This is a genomic window from Helicovermis profundi (genome assembly GCF_033097505.1).
Lineage (GTDB): Bacteria > Bacillota > Clostridia > Peptostreptococcales > Acidaminobacteraceae > Helicovermis > Helicovermis profundi.
The window spans coordinates 2,029,496-2,049,275 of the sequence record NZ_AP028654.1 but is presented as its reverse complement, the minus strand read 5'-3'; the positions used below and the strand labels follow the sequence as shown (position 1 = coordinate 2,049,275).

Below are 19,780 nucleotides of genomic sequence, written 5' to 3'. Positions count from 1 at the left end.
TTATATGGGGGAAGTTATGGCAGAGAAATTTGTTGATAAAATAAAATTTTTTATGGGATTTGAATCTTATGATGAGGATGAATACGAAGAAGAATTAGAAGAAGATGATTATTCTTCTAATCAACCTACAGCTAGTTCCTTGTATTCGAGTAGTCAAAAAAACACTACAGTTTCTGCTCCCAAGACTCAAAATGTTAGTAGCGCTGTAAAGTCGGGTACTAAAATTGTTAATTTTAATAAAACTCAAAGTAGTAACTTAAAAGTTATGCTGTATCAACCCAAAGATTTTAATGATTCTAAAACAGTGGTTGATAATTTAAAAGTTAATAAACCTGTTATATTAAATATTGAAAATTTAGATACTGAACTTGCTAGAAAGATTTTCGATTTCTGTAGTGGTGCATTATATGCCTTAGATGGTCATATTCAGCAAATTTCAAGAGGCATATTTATTTTAGCTCCACCAAACGTCGATGTATCTGGTGATGTGAAAGGTGAATTAAAGAGTAAGGGGATTTTTAGTTTTACAAATAAAGAGTAAATAAAAAAGGTTGAGGTGTGTTATGGGTGTACTTGCAAATGCAATAATATATTTTGTACAAGTAGTAAATTTTTTGATTTTAGCTAGAGTGATAATGTCTTGGGTTATTAAAGACTTTAGTAATCCTATTGTTCAGTTTATTTTTCAAGTTACTGAACCAATATTGATGCCGTTTAGAAAACTTTTAGAAAGGATTGGACTTGGTGGTACAATTGACTTTTCACCAATTGTAGCAATGCTTGCTATTCAGTTTATTGCTAATGCACTTCTTAGAGCGTTATAAATGTTAGATAAAAATAAAATTTTAAAAGGTTTAAAAATAGACAATGATAATAAAATCATTGTCTTTAATCTTTTAGATAAAATTGAAAGAGCTCTTAAATCATATGAAATTCAGTTTTCAAATTTTCTTTCTCCTGATATAATTCAAATTATAAAAAGAATAGAAATAAATTTTTCTTATGAACTTAGATTTACATATTTTGGTGGATACGAAGATTCAGAGTATGCTATTGTAAAAATTGAACCCTTATACATGGACGAAAAAAAAGATGATTTTCCAATTTATTTATTAAAAGGTGAATCAAATGATTTAAATATTTCTCTAAGTCATCGAAATATTTTGGGGTCACTGATGGGTCTTGGCATAAGACGTGATACTATTGGTGATATTGTAGTATATGACCAAGTGTTTTATGTTTTTGTTGGTAAAGGAGTATCAGATTATTTATTATATAATTTTGATAGAGTTGGTAGATCAAAAATAACGATAGAACAAATAGAACTATCAGAATTTTTGTACAAAGAACCTGAATTTAAATTACATCATAAAGTAGTTGCTTCACTTAGAATTGATGCTATATTAGCTGCTGGATTTAATTTGTCTAGAAGTGAATCATCAAAGCTTGTAAAATCTGGTAAGGTTAAATGCAACTATACAATTGTTGAGAGTATTTCGTTAGCTGTAAAAGAAAATGATATAATATCATGTAGAGGAAATGGAAGAATTATTCTTTTGGAAGTTGGTAGATTAACAAAAAAAGATAGAATTAATGTTTTAATAAAGAAATATATTTAAATAGTGACTAAGTGTACTAAAAAATAACTGATTTTTAAGGAGGCTCAATATGATTACACCACTTGATATAGAAAAAAAAGTTTATTCAAAGTCTATTAGTGGATATAGTAAAAATGAAGTTGAAGATTTTAACTTTAGAGTAGCTGAAGAAATGGAAAATTTGATTAAAGAAAATGAAAAAATAAAAGAAAAAATGAAATATTTTGAAGCAGAATTAAGTAAATTTAATAGAATTGAAAAAAACATACGTGATGCTTTAGTAACTGCTGAGAAAACGTCAGATGAGGTAATTAAAAATTCTCAGTTAAAGTCTGAAATTATTATAGATAAAGCAGAAAGTAAGGCTATAAAAATAATTGATGATGCTAATAATGAAGTTTTAAGAATTAAAAGAGAACATGAAGAAGCTAGAAAAGAATTTTTAATTTTTAAAACTAGATTTAAAACTCTTTTAAATTCGCAGCTTGATGTAATTGAAAAAGAAAAGTTATAATTTTATTAACTAGTTACTTTAGTTGACTATACAAAACAATTAGGGTATAATTTCTACAGTTGAATATTTAAAGTTATGATTGGGACGAGTATAATGATTTTATTTTAAGAGATTCGGTGTTTGGTGTAAACCGAAATTAAAATTGTTTGAAAATCACCCATGAACTATTAGGCTGACAAAAGTAGGCTTAATCGATTATTACGTTATAATAAAAAGAGGCCTTTTATTGGGCAATCTGGGTGGTACCGCGGAAAATATTCGTCCCTGAGCATTATGCTTAGGGACTTTTTTAATTTAAAAAAAGGAGTTTTAAAATGGCTTATAAAGAGTTAATGAAAAACCCAATTAGTGAAAATGAAAAAGAATTAAGAACTTATTGGGACGAGATTGATTTACTAAAAGAGAGTGTAGATACAAGAGATGGCAAAGAGCAATTTGTATTTTATGATGGTCCTCCAACAGCTAATGGAAAACCAGGAATTCATCATGTAATTGCAAGAGCTCTAAAGGATTCTATTTGTAGATACAAGACAATGCAGGGATATCAAGTAAAGAGAAAAGCTGGTTGGGATACACATGGATTACCAGTTGAAATTGAAGTCGAAAAGAGATTAGAATTAAATAATAAGAGTGAAATTGAAAATTACGGTATTGAAAAATTCAACACACAGTGTAGAAACTCAGTATTTGAATATGAAAGTACATGGAGAGAGCAAACAGAAAGAATGGCTTATTTAATTGATTTAGATAATCCATATATTACTCTTGATAACAATTTTATTGAATCAGAGTGGTGGATATTAGATAAATTTTTTAAAGAAGGATATATCTATGAAGGTCATAAAATTCTTCCTTATTGTACTAGATGTGGTACTGGACTTGCGTCACATGAAGTTGCTCAAGGTTATCAGGAAATTAAATCAATCACAGTATATGTTAAGTTTAAACTTAAAGATAGAGACGAGTATTTTTTAGTTTGGACAACAACTCCTTGGACTTTGGCTTCAAATGTTGCATTGACTGTTAATGCAAATGAAACATATGTTAAAATTGAGCAAGAAGGAAATATATATTATGTAGAAAAAAATCTGGCTTCAAAGGTTGTAGGTGAGGATTATAAAGTTCTTGAAGAAATGAAAGGAAAAGACTTAGAATTTATCCAGTATGAGCAGTTAATGCCTTTTGTTAAAGCTGATAAAAAAGCATTTTTTGTAACTTGTGCTGACTATGTAACTACTGAAGATGGTACTGGTATTGTTCATACTGCGCCAGCTTTTGGTGAAGATGATTACAACACTGGAAAAAGATATAATTTGCCTGTGCTTCAGCCAGTTGGTGAAGATGGAAAATATATAGGTACACCTTGGGATGGCAGATTTGTTATGGATTGTGATCTTGACATTGTTAAATGGCTTGGAGCTGAAGATAAATTATTTAAAAAAGAAAAAATGGCTCATAATTATCCGCATTGTTGGAGATGTAAAACACCACTTTTATATTATGCTAAGCCAAGCTGGTATATTGAAATGACAAAACTGAAAGATAAATTAATAGAAAATAATAATTCAGTAAATTGGTACCCAGATTATGTTGGAGAAAAACGTTTTGGCAACTGGCTTGAAAATTTAAATGATTGGGCTATTTCAAGAACTAGATATTGGGGAACTCCACTAAATATATGGAGATGTGATTGTGGTCACACTACAAGTATTGGTTCAAAGCAAGAACTAGTTGATAAGGCGATTGAAGATATTGATTTATCGGTTGAACTTCATAGACCTTATGTTGACGATATTCATATCAAATGTGAAAAATGTGGCAAGTCAATGCAAAGAGTACCAGAGGTTATTGATTGTTGGTTTGATAGTGGTTCAATGCCATTTTCACAACATCATTACCCATTTGAAAACAAAGAAAAATTTGATACATTGTTCCCAGCAGATTTTATTTGTGAAGGAATTGATCAAACAAGAGGATGGTTCTATTCATTGCTTGCTATTTCAACTTTTGTAATGGGTAAATCTCCTTATAAAAATGTTCTAGTTAATGACTTAATTTTAGATAAAGATGGAAAGAAAATGTCTAAATCTAAAGGTAATACAGTTGATTCTTTTAAATTGTTTGATAGATACGGAGCAGATGTTGTTAGATGGTATCTTTACCATGGTTCTCCTGCATGGAGCCCAACTAAATTCGATGAAGAAGGCGTAAAAGAAGTAGAAAGTAAGTTTTTTAGAACTATTAAAAATGTTTATAATTTCTTTACACTTTATGCTAATACAGACAATATAGATGTTAAAGCATTTAATGTTAAGGAGGAAGATAGACCTGAACTTGATAGATGGGTATTGTCTAAACTAAATAATTTAATAAAAAATGTAACAGCTGATTTAGATGTTTATGATACTACAAAAGCTGTTAGAAAAATTCAAGCCTTTATTAATGAGGATTTATCAAATTGGTATATTAGACGTTCTAGAAGAAGATTCTGGAGCACGGAACTTAATACTGATAAAAAATCAGTTTATAATACTACCTATGAAGTTATGATCACATTAAGTAAATTAATTGCACCATTTGCTCCATATATTTCAGAGGAAATTTACTCAAAATTAACTGGAGAAAAATCAGTTCATTTATCAGATTTTCCTGTTGCTAATGATAAGTTTATAGATTTAAACGTTGAAGAAAAAATGGACCTTGTAAGGGACTTAGTTGGACTAGGAAGAAGTGCAAGAGAATCTGTTAAAATTAAAGTTCGTCAGCCAATAAGTAATGTATTGATTGATGGTAAATACGAATCTCTAATAAGTGACCTTGTACCATTAATTAAAGAAGAATTAAATGTTAAAAACGTTGAATTTGCTTCTAATTTATCTGAATACATGAACTTTAGTTTAAAACCTAATTTTAGAGTTCTTGGACCAAAACTAGGCAAAAAAATAGGTATGTTTGGTAAAAAACTTAGTGCGCTTGATCCTTCAAATGCTGTAGCTAAACTTGAAGGCGGAGAAGTATTAATTTTTGATTTAGATGGTGAAACTTTTGAAGCTGATAAAGAAAGTATTATGATCAATATTTCAGCCAAAGAAGGCTTTACGGTAAGAATGGAAAATAATATATTTATTATTTTAGATACTACTTTGTCAGAAGAGTTAATTCAAGAAGGTTATGCAAGAGAATTAATTTCAAGAGTACAACAAATGAGAAAAGCGAATGATTATGAAATGATGGATAATATTAATATATATTATAATGCTGATAGTGAGTTTGAAGAAGGCATTAATAAATTCAAAGATTATATTATGAAAGAGACTTTAGCAAAATCGTTAGAAAAGTCTACTGATAAAGAATTTGAAAAATATAATCTTAATGATCATGATGTTATGGTATTTGTAGAAAAAGCATAGATTATAAAAAAGTATTACATTACGAAAGGGGCTACTTAGACTGTAATTTCTATGTAGCCTTTTTATACATACTAGAAGGCTAAACCATCAAGAAATGAAATTATCTAATGCATTACTTTTAATGGTAATAGAATTTTGATAGAATAAAGAGGTTATAGTATAAAAGTATTATTTAAAATACAGGAGAAGCCAATGTTTGACATAAATAACATAATTGATCAATTTGAATTTATAATAGACACAGAAAATGAAGGTAAAAGATTAGATGTTTTTTTAACAAAAATATTAGATGGATATTCAAGGAATTATATTCAAAAACTTATAAAAGACGGATATATTAATGTTAATAGTAAAGTAGTAACTACAAAAAAATATGCAATTAAAGAAAATGATACAGTTGAAATTTTTATACCAAAGCCAGTAAATCTTGATGTAGAAGCTGAAGATATTTTTGTTGAAATTGTATATGAAGATGACGATGTAATTATTGTAAACAAACCTCAAGGTATGGTTGTTCATCCAGCACCAGGCAATTACAGTGGAACTTTAGTGAATGCTCTTTTATTTCATGCAAAAAGTTTATCAAATATTAACGGAGTTGTAAGACCTGGCATTGTTCATAGAATTGATAAGGATACTTCAGGTCTTCTAATGATAGCGAAAAATAATAAAAGTCATAATAGTCTCGCGGCTCAGTTAAAGGATCACTCTTCTACAAGAAAGTATATTGCTATTGTTCATGGAAATATAGTTGAAGACCAAGGTACAATTGATAAACCAATTGCAAGAAATCCGAAAAACAGACTTAAGATGGCTGTTGTTGAAGGTGGAAGAGAATCAGTAACCCATTACAAAGTTTTAAAAAGATATCAAACTTTTACTTTAGTAGAATGCCAACTTGAAACAGGTAGGACACATCAAATTAGAGTTCATATGAGTTATATAAATCATCCTCTTCTTGGCGATAATCTATATGGTCCGAAAAATTCTAAAATCAAGTATAGTGGACAAGCGCTTCATGCTAAAACCCTAGGTTTTGTTCATCCAACTACAAATAAATATATTGAATTTAATTCAGAGCTACCTGAGTATTTTGTAGAATTAATAAAAAAGATTGAAGCAATCAATAAAATACGTAATAAAGAGTGAGTAAGTTCAAAAATTTTAGTATTTTAATTTAGTACAAAAAAATCTTTCTATCTAAATTGATACTAGTAAAGACAAATAGAGGTGATATTTTGAAATTTAAAGCAATAATTTTAGATGAAAAAGCTTTTTTTAGGGCAATTACAAGAATTTCACATGAAATAATTGAAAAAAACAAAGGTGTTGAAAGTATAGTGCTTGTAGGAATAGTATCAAGAGGAGTTCCTATTGCGAATTTGATAGCAGAGAAGATAAATGAACTAGAAAATGAAAATGTAAAAGTAACATCACTTAATATATCATTGTATAGAGATGATTTAACAGAAATAGGAGACGTGCCACTTGTAAAATCAAATGAAATTAATTTTGACATTACAGGTAAAAATATAATCCTTGTTGATGATGTGATTTTTACAGGCAGAACGGTAAGAGCTGCAATGGATGCTATAATAGATGTTGGTAGACCTAAAACGATTCAGCTTGCAGTTTTGGTTGATAGAGGGCATAGAGAACTTCCAATAAGAGCTGATTATGTTGGAAAAAATGTGCCTACTTCAAGAAAAGAAATTATAAAGGTTAGGGTAAAAGGAATAGATTCTTTAAATGAAGTAAGCATTTATTCAGTATAAACAATATTGCATAAAAAAACTCTAGTTTATAAATGAATTTCTTGGATTCAGGGGGAGTTTTTACTCCCACTGAATCTTAGAAAACATAATCCAGGGCCTTTTTAGAGTTCTTTATCCTCCACTTTTTTAAGAAGTGGGGGTATTAGAACTCTAAGGCATCGGATAAATAAATTTAGAGTTTTTTTTATGCAGTATTATTGATAAAAATTATTAAATTTTTCTAAGTTTTAGCACTTCGCTTTCTTTAGGTGTAACATAGACTGTATTATAGTGAACGTATATTACCATACCAGGTTTTGCACCGTTTGGTTTAGAAACGTTTTTAATAGCAGTATAATCTACAGGTACATTTGAGGACATTTTAGCTTTGCTATGGTAAGAACAAATTAAAGCAGCTTCTAAAATTGTCTTTTCAGGTACTTCTTTTCCTTCTGTTTTAATTACTACATGAGAACTTGGAATAATTTTAGTATGTAGCCAAATATCTTTGTTTGAAGACGACTTTAGTGTAAGTAAATCGTTTTGCGCACTATTTTTCCCGACAAGTATTTTAAAGCCGTCACTTGATAAATATTCATATGGATTTAAGGCTTTAACTTTTCTTTTTTTGCCCTTTATAAGTTTTTTCTTTTTAATATACCCAGTATCTATAAGTTCATTTTTGATTTCTTCAATATTTTCTACATCAGTTGAATTTTCAATGTTACTAAGTACATTTTCTAAATATACAATTTCATGATTTGTTTCTTCAATTTGTGATTTAAGTTCAGTTTGAGCAGTTTTAAGCTTGTTATACTTTTTATAATATTTTTGCGAATTCTCTGATGGAGTTAAATTTGGATTTAATTTAACTATAATTTTCGGGTTATTTTCGTCATAATAATTATCAAGTTCAATTTCGTTTAGATTAGCATCAATCTTGTAAATATTTGCAATTATTAACTCACCACAGATTTTAAATTCTTCAGCGTTTTCAGCAATTAGCAATTCATTTTCAAGTTTTGAAATTTTATTTGTTAATCTATCTTTTCTTTGAGAAACTATTTTTCTAAGGTTAGAAAATTTTTGAGCAATTCTATGATCATCATTTTTCTTAGAAAAATAAGTATTAATCACTTTGAAAATATCATCATTGTGATAGATTTTGTTTTTTTCATTTTTGTATAAATCTAGTTCTAATATATGATAATCAATTAATTTTTCTTCATTTTTTTGCCTTACATAAAACGGTGTGAATTTATTATTTAATAATGAGATTTGTAAGGATATGAGATTATCAACAAGTGAAATGATATCATCTTTATTCACGTCATCAAATTTAGTACTTGCATCTAAACTAATAAGATAACAGATGTTTTTAGCGACAATAGGGCTTATACCATCAAGAAGCATATAAATGCTTTTAAATACAGGCTTATTGCTTTTATATAAATTAAACTTATCTAAAAGTTCGTCGTAATTTGTAGTTAACAGATTTAATTTTCCAGAAGGGATTTGAGAATAGTTAAGTCCCGGAAGTATTTGTCTAACTCTGCTTAAGTTAAAAGGGATTCTTTTGATGCTATCAATAATTTTAAATTCATTATTTGTTAAAATTATATTTGAATGTTTTCCCATAATTTCTACAATTAGATTTAGATAAACTGTGTCACCAATTTCATTTTTATTTCTTAATTTAATAGTAATTACTCTTTCAAGTCCACTTTGAGAAATCTCGACTATTCTTGATCCAACTAGCATTTTTCTCATTAGCATACAAAACATGGGTGGTGCTTTAGGATTGTCTCTTCTTTTTTCAATAATCGTGATATGAGGTAAACTAGCATCACAAGATATTAATAAATTTATATTTTTTCTATTTTTTTTTACTACCAAAGTTAATTCATCTTTTTCAGGTTGGTAGACTTTATCTATTTTTCCGTCTTTTATAATTTTATTTAATTCTTCAACTAGTGAGTGAATAAAAATTCCGTCAAATGCCATTTTTTTCTCCTTTATACTTATACCTTATCATTAAGCAAAACCATATGAATATGATCTTCCCAAATGTTATTTATTTTTAAATATTTTCTTGATATACCTTCATTAATAAATCCTAATTTTTTGACTACATTAAGAGAATCAATATTTCTAGGTATTATATTTGCTTCAATTCTATGAAGATGAACTTCATCAAAGATTATTTCGATTGATTTTGTTAATGCTTCATTCATATAACCATTTTTTATAGCATTTTTATCTAATTTATATCCTAAAAAACAAGATAAAAATGGACCTCTAACAATATTCGAAAAAGCTATCGAACCAATAATTTTATTTGGATTTTCAATTTCGAAAATCCAAAATTTAATCAAGCTTCCATTTAATATATTGATTCTTTCGTTTTCAAGTATAGTTATATGAAATTGTTTTGTAAAAAAGTCATCAGTGCGGTAAGGTTCCCATTGTCTTAAAAAATCTTTATTATTAAGATAAAAAGCTAACACTATATCTGCATTAGAAGAATCTAATGGCTTTAACTGCAATCTAGAAGTATAATAGGGCGTAAACATTAGTAGCCTCCAATTTACAAATATAAAAGAACTGGTTATAATAATAACAAACATATGAAAGATTTGCTAAACTACTTTACTATACAATAAAATTAATATTAAATCCAGTAGCCAAAAGTATATTTAATAAACTGATTAAATTATATATAAATTATAAAAATTTTATTAGAATTTTCATTTGAGTTATATAAATTTTTAAATGTAGGTATACTTGAATAATTTAAACTTAAAGGGTTATAAATAGATTATGAAGATAAATGAATTTTGAGAAAATACATAAGTAATAAAATTAAATTGAGTGGAAGCTTTGATTATAAAAAATAGGAGGATTTATGAGTCCATCAAATGGAAATTTAACACCAGAAGAAATCGAAAAATTAATAAATGCCTCTGCAAATGAAGATGAGACAGAGCAAGTAGAAGAACCAGTAGAAGAAGTTATAGAAACAAAAGAAGAATCAAAAGAAGAACCATCATCAAATGGAAATTTAACACCAGAAGAAATCGAAAAATTAATAAATGCCTCTGCAAATGAAGATGAGACAGAGAAAGTAGAAGAACCAGTAGAAGAAGTTATAGAGTCAGTAGAAGAAGCAAAAGAAGAACCAACATCAAATGGAAATTTAACACCAGAAGAAATCGAAAAATTAATAAATTCTTCTGTAAATGAAGATGAGACAGAGAAAGTAGAAGAACCAGTAGAAGAAGTTATAGAGTCAGTAGAAGAAACAAAGGAAGAACCATCATCAAATGGAAATTTAACACCAGAAGAAATCGAAAAATTAATAAATTCTTCTGCAAATGAAACTGAAACTGAGAAAGTAGAAAAGCTAGTAGAAGAAGTAATAGAAACAAAAGAAGAATCAAAAGAAGAACCATCATCAAATGGAAATTTAACACCAGAGGAAATAGAAAAGTTAATAGATTCTTCAGCAAATGAAGATGAGACAGAGAAAGTAGAAGAACAAGTAGAAGAACAAGTAGAAGAAGTTATAGAACCCGTAGAAGAAACAAAAGAAGAACCACCATCAAATGGAAATTTAACACCAGAAGAAATTGAAAAGTTAATAAATGCCTCTGCAACTGAAGATGAAACTGAGAAAGTAGAAGAACCAGTAGAAGAAGCAAAGGAAGAACCATCATCAAATGGAAATTTAACACCAGAAGAAATCGAAAAATTAATAAATTCTTCTGCAAATGAAGATGAGACAGAGCAAGTAGAAAAGCCAGTAGAAGAAGTTATAGAACCCGTAGAAGAAACAAAAGAAGAACCACCATCAAATGGAAATTTAACACCAGAGAAAATCGAAAAGTTAATAAACAGTTCTCCATACGAGAAAAAAGTTGATGAAAAAAAAGATATTGAAAAGTTAGATGGTGAACTTGAAGATAATAAAATCAAAATTGAAGAAGTTGAAAAAAAAGAAGAATCTAAAAAAGCGAACAAATTATTTATTGAAGAAGAGATTGAAACAGATCCTTTAAAAAATCTTGATGATGATATAGAATTTGAAAGTGTTGATAATTCAATTGAAAATCAAAAAGAAATGTTAGCTGAGTATTCTAATACTGCAATAAATGAAGAAACATTGGAAGAAGCAAAAAAAGAAATGCTTTCTAAACAAGAAGAAGTAGAAGAAACAGAGGAAACAGAGGAAACAGAGGAAACAGAAGAAATAGATGAAATAGAAGAAGTAGAGGAAAGCAAAGAAAGTAATGAAAAAGATAAAAAGAAAAAGAAAAAGAAAAAGAAAGATAAAAAGAAAGAAAAGAAACCTAAAAAGATAAAAGAAAAAAAAGGTGATTCTAAAAAAAATATAAGAAATATGATTTTAATTATTTTTCTTATAGTTTTATTTATAACAAATTCTTTATTTATGACTTTGTATTTTTTAGGTAAAAATACTAAAACTACAAGCAAAGTTAAAGAATATGATATTAGTAAACTAGAAAGTAAGGTTATTGAAAAAAAAGATATTCCAAAAATATTTAGCAGACTTCATATTACTTTAGATAAACTTAATTCTACAACGGCAAATAAAATTTTAGACTTGTATGAAGATAAGATTTCTTTAAAATCTGATGTAATTGATTTGGAAGATAAAATTGACTCGTTAGAAAATGAAATAGATTCATTAAAAGAAGAGGCTCTTAATAAAATAATAATACCAAGCCAAGGATTAACCAAAGTTGATTTGTCTTCTATAATGAAACCTAAATCAAAAGATAAGACGTTTTTAGATGCTTCGAATATGTTTTTAGATTCAAAAATTAAAGAAACTTATACGCTTTCAAAAGAAAATTTTTCAAACTCCTTAGGAAGTGGTTCTTATGTTGAATTTTATAAGAATAACGACAATATTATGAGTTACTCCTTTGAAAATACTGGTCAAGTTAGTCTTGAATTCTATAGTAAACTTAATACTTATAGTGAATTATTAAATTATTTTTCTGCTTCCTATTTTAGTGATAAAAAAAGTGCTGAAGATTTTATTAGCAAAGTTTATTATTTGCTGGATGCTCAAAATGGTAGTAAAAGCATTGAATGGGAAGGGATGATTGATGATAGAATAGTGAACGTTATAGTTGGTCAGTATAGAGTTTATATTAGGCTTAATTCAACGAAGTAAGTAACAAAAATAAATAATTAATAAATTTTGCATTACTTTTACTCTGAAAAACGATATAATGTATCAGTATGTTAACTAATTTTTAAGGAGTGAAAAAATGATATTAATAATTAAAGCAATAATTCTTGGAATAATTGAAGGTCTTACAGAATTTTTGCCGGTTTCTTCAACAGGTCATTTAATAATAGCAAATAAATTTTTAAGCTTTGAAGGTGATTTTGCTAATTTATTTTCTATTGTAATTCAAACTGGTGCAATTTTTGCGGTAATTCTTTATTTTAAGGATAAAGTATTTCCTAAATTTGATTCTTCTAAATCAAAAAAGGCGTACATTTCTCTTTGGAGTAAAGTGATTATTGGAATAATTCCAGCTGGAATACTTGGTGTACTCTTTGATAGTAAAATAGAAGCAATATTGTTCCATCCTATCCCAGTGGCTATTACTTTGATTATTGGAGCTATTATTATTATACTTGCTGAAAAATCAAGTATTAAAGTAACTGTTAAAAATGATTCGGAAATAACTTATAAAAACGCATTTCTTGTTGGAGTGTTTCAGTGTTTAGCACTTATTCCTGGAATGTCAAGATCGGCATCTACTATTATTGGTGGAATGTTTTTAGGATTCGATAGAAGTGTTGCAGCAGAGTTTTCATTTTTCTTAGCTATTCCAACACTCCTCGGTGCTGGACTAGTTAAAATACTTAAAGCAAGTTTTGTGTTTACTAGTTTTCAGTGGATTCTATTATTTATTGGAACCTTTGTTTCTTTTGTAGTTGCATATTTTGTAATTGCCTTTTTTATGAATTACATTAAAAAGAAAAATTTGATTCCATTTGCTTATTATCGAATTATATTAGGTATTATGGTGCTATTAATTTTAAGGTAACATGTACACTTAGTTATACATGTTGAAAGGTGATAAAATGATTAAATTTTCAAAAATGCATGGCGTTGGTAATGATTTTATTTTAATTGATGGTCACGATTATTTAGGTGACTATAATGCACTCGCAAAAAAAATATGTGATAGGCATTTTGGAATCGGCGCAGATGGACTTATGATATCAAAAGAATCAATAAATGCAGATATAAAAATGATTTATATTAATTCGGATGGAAGTACAGGTGAAATGTGTGGGAATGGCATTAGATGTTTCTCAAAATTTGTTTATAAAAATAGACTTGTTTTAAAAGATGAGTTTTCAATAGAAACTTTAGCGGGAATAAAAAAAGTTAAGTTGTTCATTGAGGATGCAGAAGTTGTCAAAATAAAAGTTTCTATGGGAGAAGTAATTGATGAATCAAAACTTATTCCGATTGATTATAGTGGCAAAACTTTTTATGACAAAGAAATAAAAATTCTAGATAAAACATTTAGATTGTCTTTTGTTTTATCTGGTGTACCTCATGCCGTTATATTTTTAGAAAAATTAGATAAAGAAATATTACTAAAATATGGGCCAGAAATAGAAAAAAATGAAATTTTCACCAATAATACCAATGTTAATTTTGTTGAAGTTATAGGTAGAAATCAAATGAAAATTGATACTTGGGAAAGAGGAGCAGGAAACACTTTAGCGTGTGGAACTGGTGCGGTTGCGTGTGTATATGTTGCAAATAAACTTGGATTTATTGATAATGAAGTAAATGTAAGTTTACCTGGTGGTGAATTATCAATTATTTTAGACTTTGAAAATAATGAAATATATATGTATGGTCCTGCTAGTACTATTGCAGAAGGCGTTTACAACAATACGGAGGGGTAATATGATACGTAGTATGACGGGATATGGAAAAGGAAATTTTGAAAACGATAAATACAAATTAGAAATAGAAATAAAATCAGTTAATCACAGATATAATGACATAATACTAAAAATGCCTAAAAAATTTTTTCAATTTGAAGATTTTATTAAAAGTGAAATTAAAAAAGATGTAAAAAGGGGTAGAGTAGAAGTTTATTTTAATTTTGTAGAAATTGCTTCGGACAATATTTCAATTAAACCTAACTTTGCAGTGATTGATAAGTATTATGATGCATATAGTAAAATATCAAAAAAATATGATTTGAAAGATAAACCTTCATTATCTTTATTAACTAAAAATCAAGATTCTTTTATAATAGAAATTGAAGAAGATGATGAAAAAGAAGTGCTTGAAGTTTTAAAAAATGCGTTAAGACCTGCAATTACAAATCTTATTGATATGAGAAATACTGAAGGAGAAAAACTTCTTGTAGATATAATGGAAAGAATTAAGATAATAAGCGAACTAGTAGAAATAATAGAAAATAAATCGCCTGAAATACTAATAAATCATAAAAACAAGATGAGAGAAAGAGTGAATGAAATATTAGATAAGATTGAAATCGATGATAATAGATTGGCTCAAGAAATTGCAATATACGCTGATAAAACCAATGTTACTGAAGAAATTGTAAGACTTAAGAGTCATTTTAAACAATTTGAATTAATAATAAACCAAGGTGGAGATGTTGGTAGAAAATTAGACTTCTTAGTTCAAGAATTAAATAGAGAGGTAAATACAATTGGATCTAAATCTCCAGATATTGATATATCAAATTATGTTGTAAATATGAAGAGTGAAATAGAAAAAATTAGAGAGCAAATTCAAAATTTAGAATAGCGCGTCTATTTTTGATAAATCGATTTAATGTGATATAATGTTCTATATTATTAATATTGAGGAGCGATAAAATGACACCAAGGGGTTTGTTAATAGTTGTTTCAGGACCTTCTGGAGCAGGTAAAGGAACTATATGTAAATCTTTAATATCTGAATATAAAGATATTGGAATTTCTGTTTCAGCTACAACGAGAGAGCCTCGTGATGGTGAAGTTGATGGAAAGAATTACTTTTTTCTTAAGAAGGAAAAATTTCAAAGTATGATTCATAATGACGAATTACTAGAATATGCTAAAGTATATCAAAATTATTATGGAACTCCGAAAAAATTTGTTCTTGATAAAGTATTGAGTGGTGAGGATGTACTTCTTGAAATTGATATTCAAGGAGCCCTTCAAGTGAAAGAAAAGTATCCAGAGGGAATTTTCGTTTTTATACTTCCACCGTCTATGGAAGAACTTAAAAACAGGATAATTAATAGAGGATCTGAAACTGAAGATTCATTTAAGTTAAGGTATTCAAGTGCTTTAGATGAGATGAGTTTTATTAAAGACTATGATTATTTTATCATTAATGATGAAATTCATAAAGCTACCTCTAAATTAATTTGTATTATTGAGGCAGAAAAAAATAGAATAATATCAAATATTGGAGAGCTTATTAACGAGTTTAAGGAGGAAAATAGATGTTAAAACCACCAGTTAATAAAATGATTGAAATTGCGGGTAGTAGATATGCACTTGTAATTGCAGTCTCTAAAAGAGCGAGACAACTTATAGAAGGTGATGAAGCTTTGATTGAAACAAATTCAATCAAGCCGGTTACAATAGCTATAAATGAAATAGAGCAAGATAAAGTAGAATGTATTAATCCAGTAGAATAAAAAATAAGCTAATGTGAAAACATTAGCTTTTTGTTATGTTATAATGTATAAAAGTTTAAAATATATTTTAAGAGGTGAATTTATGTTGAAAAATAAATTGGTTGTCCTTGGTGTTACTGGTGGAATTGCTGCATATAAAGCCGCAGATATAGCTAGCAGGTTAAAAAAAATTGATATAAATGTTAAAGTGATTATGACTAAACATTCAAAAGAATTTATAAGTCCTCTTACTATGCAATCTATTTCACAAAATCATGTTTCTTCAGATATGTTTGAAGAGCCTAAATCGTTTGATGTGGAGCATATAGCTCTTGCTAAGGCAGCAGATTTGTTTTTGATTGCACCAGCGACTGCAAATTTCATAGGGAAACTCTCGAGTGGCATTGCAGATGATATGCTAACTACAACAGTAATGGCAACTAAAGCACCTGTACTTATTGCACCGGCTATGAATACAAATATGTATTTAAATCCTATTACTCAGGAAAATATTGAAAGACTTATGAAATTAAAGTATAAATTTATTAAACCAGATTCAGGAAGACTTGCATGCGGGGATTTAGGTATTGGGAAACTTGCTCCAACTGAAGATATAGTTGAAGAAGTTATTAATCTCTTATCCATGAATACTTTGTATAAAGATAAAAATGTTTTAGTTACTGCGGGACCAACAATTGAAGATATTGATCCATTTAGATACATTACTAATAACTCTTCTGGAAAGATGGGATATTCAATCGCCAGGCGCGCTTATCAATTTGGAGCGAATGTAACTTTGATTTCTGGTGAAACAAATCTAAAAATTCCTCAAGGCGTTAATTTTATTAAAGTTAGAAGTTCAAAAGAAATGCTTGATGAAGTTATAAAGTATAAAGATTCTGATTATGTTTTTATGGCTGCAGCGGTTTCAGACTATACACCTGAAAATTTTTCAGATATCAAAGTAAAAAAACAAGATAGTAATTTAAATATTGCTCTTAAAAGAACTACTGATATATTAAAAACATTAGGAGCAGATAAAAAAGACACAATTTTAGTAGGCTTTGCTGCTGAGACGAATAATATTAAAGAATATGCAAAAAATAAAATAAAATCAAAAAATTTGGATTATATAATTGCAAATGATATTTCACAACCTAATTCAGGTTTTAAATCAGATAATAATACTGTGCTAATAATTGATAAATTTGGTATAGAAAAATCGTATGAGAATATGCCAAAGAATGACTTAGCTTATGAAATATTAGAATATATAGGTAGAAATTAGTTCTTTAGGAGGAAGGTAAGTGGATGATATATTTGTTGAGGTTGCGATTACAACATATACAAAAGTTTTAGATAAAACATTTACTTATAAAGTCCCTTCATCTTTAAGCGAAAGTGTATATATTGGATCTAAACTTATAGTTCCTTTTGGAGGTGGCAACAAACATCATGAAGGATTTGTAATAAAGTTAAAAAATCAATCTGAATTTGAAAAAACTAAAGATATTATTGATGTATTAGGTGAAGATGAAGTTTTGACGAATAATCAACTGAATTTGGTATCTTTTCTTAGAAGAAGATATCTTTCAACGTATTCTGAAGCTTTAAATTTAGTAACGCCACCTAAAAATAAGATTAAATTTGAAGTTTATTATAAAGTTAGTAAGGATATAGATCTTAATAATATTATTTTAACTGATACTAATCGTGAAATTGTTGATTTTATAAGTACTAATTTAATTAAAGAAGAAAATTTATTTAATTGTTTTGGAACTAATATAAAGAGTAAAATTCAAACTTTAATTAAACAAAACTATATTAAAAAGATATATAAGCCGATTAGTTTGATAAAACCAAAAACTGATTTACTTATTACAAAAAATAGAGATTCTACATTAGAAAAAGTATTAAGTAGGTTAGGTAAAAGAAGTCCAAAAAAAATTGAAATACTAAAAATAGTTTATTTAAATGAAGAAATATTATTAACAGATTTGAAAAAAGAAATTAATGCTACAAAAAAAGAGATAGTTACTCTTTCAAAAAGTGGCTTTATCGATTTGAAAGAAGTTGATATAAGTGTTAATCCAAAGCTTTTTGTAAGTAATAATAAGCAGTTTAAAGCTGAACTTAATGAGGAACAGCAACTTGTATATAATTCTATAAAAAAAGATATAGATTTCGAAAAATTTTCTCCACATCTAATTCGTGGTGTTACAGGTAGTGGAAAAACAGAAGTTTATATAGAACTTGTTAAAAGAGTTGTAGAAAAAGGTAAGTCGGCATTTATTATGGTTCCTGAAATCTCTTTAACTCCTCAACTAGTTAGTAGATTTAATTATCACTTTGGTGATGAAATCGCAATTTTTCATTCGAAATTAACTCCAATTGAAAGATTTAGTCAATGGAATGATGTAAAAAAAGGAATGAAAAAAATTGTAATTGGAGCAAGATCTGCTATTTTTGCTCCGCTTAATAATATTGGTATTATTATTTTGGATGAAGAGCATGATATGTCATATAAAAGTGGGTCTTCTTTAAAATATCATACTAAAGACGTTGCGCTGTATCTTGGAATTAAGGAAAATTGCCCTGTTGTATTTGGCTCTGCTACACCTTCAATTGAAAGTGAGTATAATGCGTCTACAGGTATTTTTAAACTTCATACTATAAGTTCAAGACATGGTGAAGCTATGATGCCAAAAGTCAAAATCATTGATATGAGAGAAGAACTTATTAGCGGTAATAGATCAGTATTTAGTTATGAATTAAAAAAAAGTATAAATGACCGATTAAATAAAAATGAGCAAGTTATTATTATGCTAAATAGAAAAGGTCATTCGACATATGTTTCATGTAGGGAATGTGGATTTGTACTTAAATGTCCAAATTGTGAAATTTCACTTACTTATTATAAAGGTATTAATAAAGCAAAATGTAGTTATTGTGATTATGAAGTTTCTGTAAGTAATAATTGCCCATCGTGTGGAAGTAAATATTATAAATATATGGGAATGGGAACAGAAAAACTTGAAGAACTTATTAAATCGGAATTTGTAAATGCAAAAACGATTAGACTTGATAGTACAACTACTTCAAGAAAAGGAAGTTTGGAAAAAATAATTAGTAAAGTAGAGAAAAAAGAAGTCGATATTTTAGTTGGAACTCAAATTGTTTCTAAAGGCTTAGATTTTGAAAATGTTACATTAGTTGGAATAGTAAATGCAGATTCTGGACTTAATTTTCCTGATTTTACAGCTAACGAGAATACTTTTCAACTTTTATCACAAGTTTCTGGACGTTCAGGTCGTGGTAAAAAGAAAGGCCAAGTTATTATTCAATCATATGATCCTGAAAACTTTGTTATAAAAATGGTTAAAGATCATAATTATTTAGGCTTTTATAAAGAAGAGTTAAGCATAAGGAATGCTTTTAATTATCCGCCATATTTTAAGATTTGTAGCATTTTATTTAATGGTGAAAATGAAAATGAAGTAATATACATTTCGGAGAATATAAAAAAACAAATTGAAGAGGGTATTATTAAGAATAAATTAAAATTTATTGAGATTAATGGACCATATCCCGCAGTTTATAGTAAAATAAAAAAGAAGTATAGATATCAAATTACAATAAAATATAAAAAAGAAAGTATGAAGGTTCTAAGAACAGTGCTTAGGAGAGTGCAAAATAATTATAATTTAAAAATAAGAAGTAAATATGATAATATTAATTTTATTATTGATATTGACGCAAAAAGTTTAATTTAGCATATATAATGGAGGAG

The 19,780-nt window shown here is 27.8% G+C and carries 17 protein-coding genes and 1 other annotated feature; of the genes, 15 read left to right on the top strand and 2 right to left on the bottom strand.

The genetic code is table 11. The features are described 5' to 3' along the window. Positions 1 to 16: 16 nt before the first annotated feature. The 7 genes from AACH12_RS09175 to pyrR all read left to right on the top strand — a co-directional run bounded on the left by AACH12_RS09175 (position 17) and on the right by pyrR (position 7,297). Complete coding sequence (locus AACH12_RS09175) at positions 17 to 541, top strand: cell division protein SepF (protein ID WP_338535115.1); 525 nt, start codon at positions 17 to 19, stop codon at positions 539 to 541. Positions 542 to 563: 22 nt separating this feature from the next. Then, positions 564 to 824 carry a YggT family protein gene (locus AACH12_RS09170; RefSeq protein ID WP_338535114.1) on the top strand — a complete coding sequence of 87 codons (261 nt, stop codon included), beginning with the start codon at positions 564 to 566 and terminating at the stop codon, positions 822 to 824. Next, positions 825 to 1,619 carry a YlmH family RNA-binding protein gene (locus AACH12_RS09165; RefSeq protein ID WP_338535113.1) on the top strand — a complete coding sequence of 265 codons (795 nt, stop codon included), beginning with the start codon at positions 825 to 827 and terminating at the stop codon, positions 1,617 to 1,619. Between the two features lie 49 nt (positions 1,620 to 1,668). Further along, a complete protein-coding gene (locus AACH12_RS09160) occupies positions 1,669 to 2,112 on the top strand; it encodes a DivIVA domain-containing protein (RefSeq protein WP_338535112.1) in 444 nt (147 codons plus the stop codon). A gap of 66 nt (positions 2,113 to 2,178) precedes the next feature. Continuing rightward, positions 2,179 to 2,381, top strand: a binding site (T-box leader). Between the two features lie 45 nt (positions 2,382 to 2,426). Beyond that, positions 2,427 to 5,522: an isoleucine--tRNA ligase gene (gene ileS / locus AACH12_RS09155; protein WP_338535111.1), complete on the top strand. Its 3,096-nt coding sequence runs from the start codon at positions 2,427 to 2,429 to the stop codon at positions 5,520 to 5,522. Between the two features lie 192 nt (positions 5,523 to 5,714). Next, positions 5,715 to 6,671, top strand: a complete 957-nt coding sequence (locus AACH12_RS09150; RefSeq protein ID WP_338535110.1) for an RluA family pseudouridine synthase — start codon at positions 5,715 to 5,717, stop codon at positions 6,669 to 6,671. A gap of 89 nt (positions 6,672 to 6,760) precedes the next feature. Further along, complete coding sequence (gene pyrR, locus AACH12_RS09145; protein WP_338535109.1) at positions 6,761 to 7,297, top strand: bifunctional pyr operon transcriptional regulator/uracil phosphoribosyltransferase PyrR; 537 nt, start codon at positions 6,761 to 6,763, stop codon at positions 7,295 to 7,297. Between the two features lie 210 nt (positions 7,298 to 7,507). On the opposite strand, the gene AACH12_RS09140 is transcribed toward pyrR, so the two are convergent. Both AACH12_RS09140 and AACH12_RS09135 read right to left on the bottom strand, forming a co-directional pair. Next, entirely contained in the window at positions 7,508 to 9,280 is a 1,773-nt protein-coding gene (locus tag AACH12_RS09140; protein WP_338535108.1) for an Rqc2 family fibronectin-binding protein, read from the bottom strand. A gap of 17 nt (positions 9,281 to 9,297) precedes the next feature. Continuing rightward, positions 9,298 to 9,849 carry a GNAT family N-acetyltransferase gene (locus AACH12_RS09135; protein ID WP_338535107.1) on the bottom strand — a complete coding sequence of 184 codons (552 nt, stop codon included), beginning with the start codon at positions 9,847 to 9,849 and terminating at the stop codon, positions 9,298 to 9,300. A 332-nt stretch (positions 9,850 to 10,181) separates the two neighbouring features. Between AACH12_RS09135 and AACH12_RS09130 the strand changes: the two genes are divergently transcribed. The 8 genes from AACH12_RS09130 to priA all read left to right on the top strand — a co-directional run bounded on the left by AACH12_RS09130 (position 10,182) and on the right by priA (position 19,763). Beyond that, positions 10,182 to 12,479, top strand: a complete 2,298-nt coding sequence (locus AACH12_RS09130; protein ID WP_338535106.1) for a hypothetical protein — start codon at positions 10,182 to 10,184, stop codon at positions 12,477 to 12,479. Positions 12,480 to 12,576: 97 nt separating this feature from the next. Further along, on the top strand, positions 12,577 to 13,368 hold the full coding sequence (locus AACH12_RS09125; RefSeq protein ID WP_338535105.1) for an undecaprenyl-diphosphate phosphatase: 792 nt from the start codon (positions 12,577 to 12,579) through the stop codon (positions 13,366 to 13,368). A gap of 37 nt (positions 13,369 to 13,405) precedes the next feature. Next, complete coding sequence (gene dapF / locus AACH12_RS09120) at positions 13,406 to 14,248, top strand: diaminopimelate epimerase (RefSeq protein WP_338535104.1); 843 nt, start codon at positions 13,406 to 13,408, stop codon at positions 14,246 to 14,248. Position 14,249: 1 nt separating this feature from the next. After that, entirely contained in the window at positions 14,250 to 15,128 is an 879-nt protein-coding gene (locus tag AACH12_RS09115; protein WP_338535103.1) for a YicC/YloC family endoribonuclease, read from the top strand. A gap of 71 nt (positions 15,129 to 15,199) precedes the next feature. After that, positions 15,200 to 15,820, top strand: a complete 621-nt coding sequence (gmk, locus tag AACH12_RS09110) for a guanylate kinase (protein WP_338535102.1) — start codon at positions 15,200 to 15,202, stop codon at positions 15,818 to 15,820. After that, positions 15,814 to 16,011, top strand: a complete 198-nt coding sequence (rpoZ, locus tag AACH12_RS09105) for a DNA-directed RNA polymerase subunit omega (protein ID WP_338535101.1) — start codon at positions 15,814 to 15,816, stop codon at positions 16,009 to 16,011. The genes gmk and rpoZ overlap by 7 nt, the downstream gene beginning before the upstream one ends. An 82-nt stretch (positions 16,012 to 16,093) precedes the next feature. Beyond that, a complete protein-coding gene (gene coaBC, locus AACH12_RS09100) occupies positions 16,094 to 17,278 on the top strand; it encodes a bifunctional phosphopantothenoylcysteine decarboxylase/phosphopantothenate--cysteine ligase CoaBC (RefSeq protein WP_338535100.1) in 1,185 nt (394 codons plus the stop codon). A 19-nt stretch (positions 17,279 to 17,297) separates the two neighbouring features. Next, the gene (priA, locus tag AACH12_RS09095) at positions 17,298 to 19,763 is read left to right on the top strand and encodes a primosomal protein N' (protein ID WP_338535099.1); all 2,466 of its coding nucleotides are present in this window, start codon (positions 17,298 to 17,300) and stop codon (positions 19,761 to 19,763) included. Positions 19,764 to 19,780: the final 17 nt, after the last annotated feature.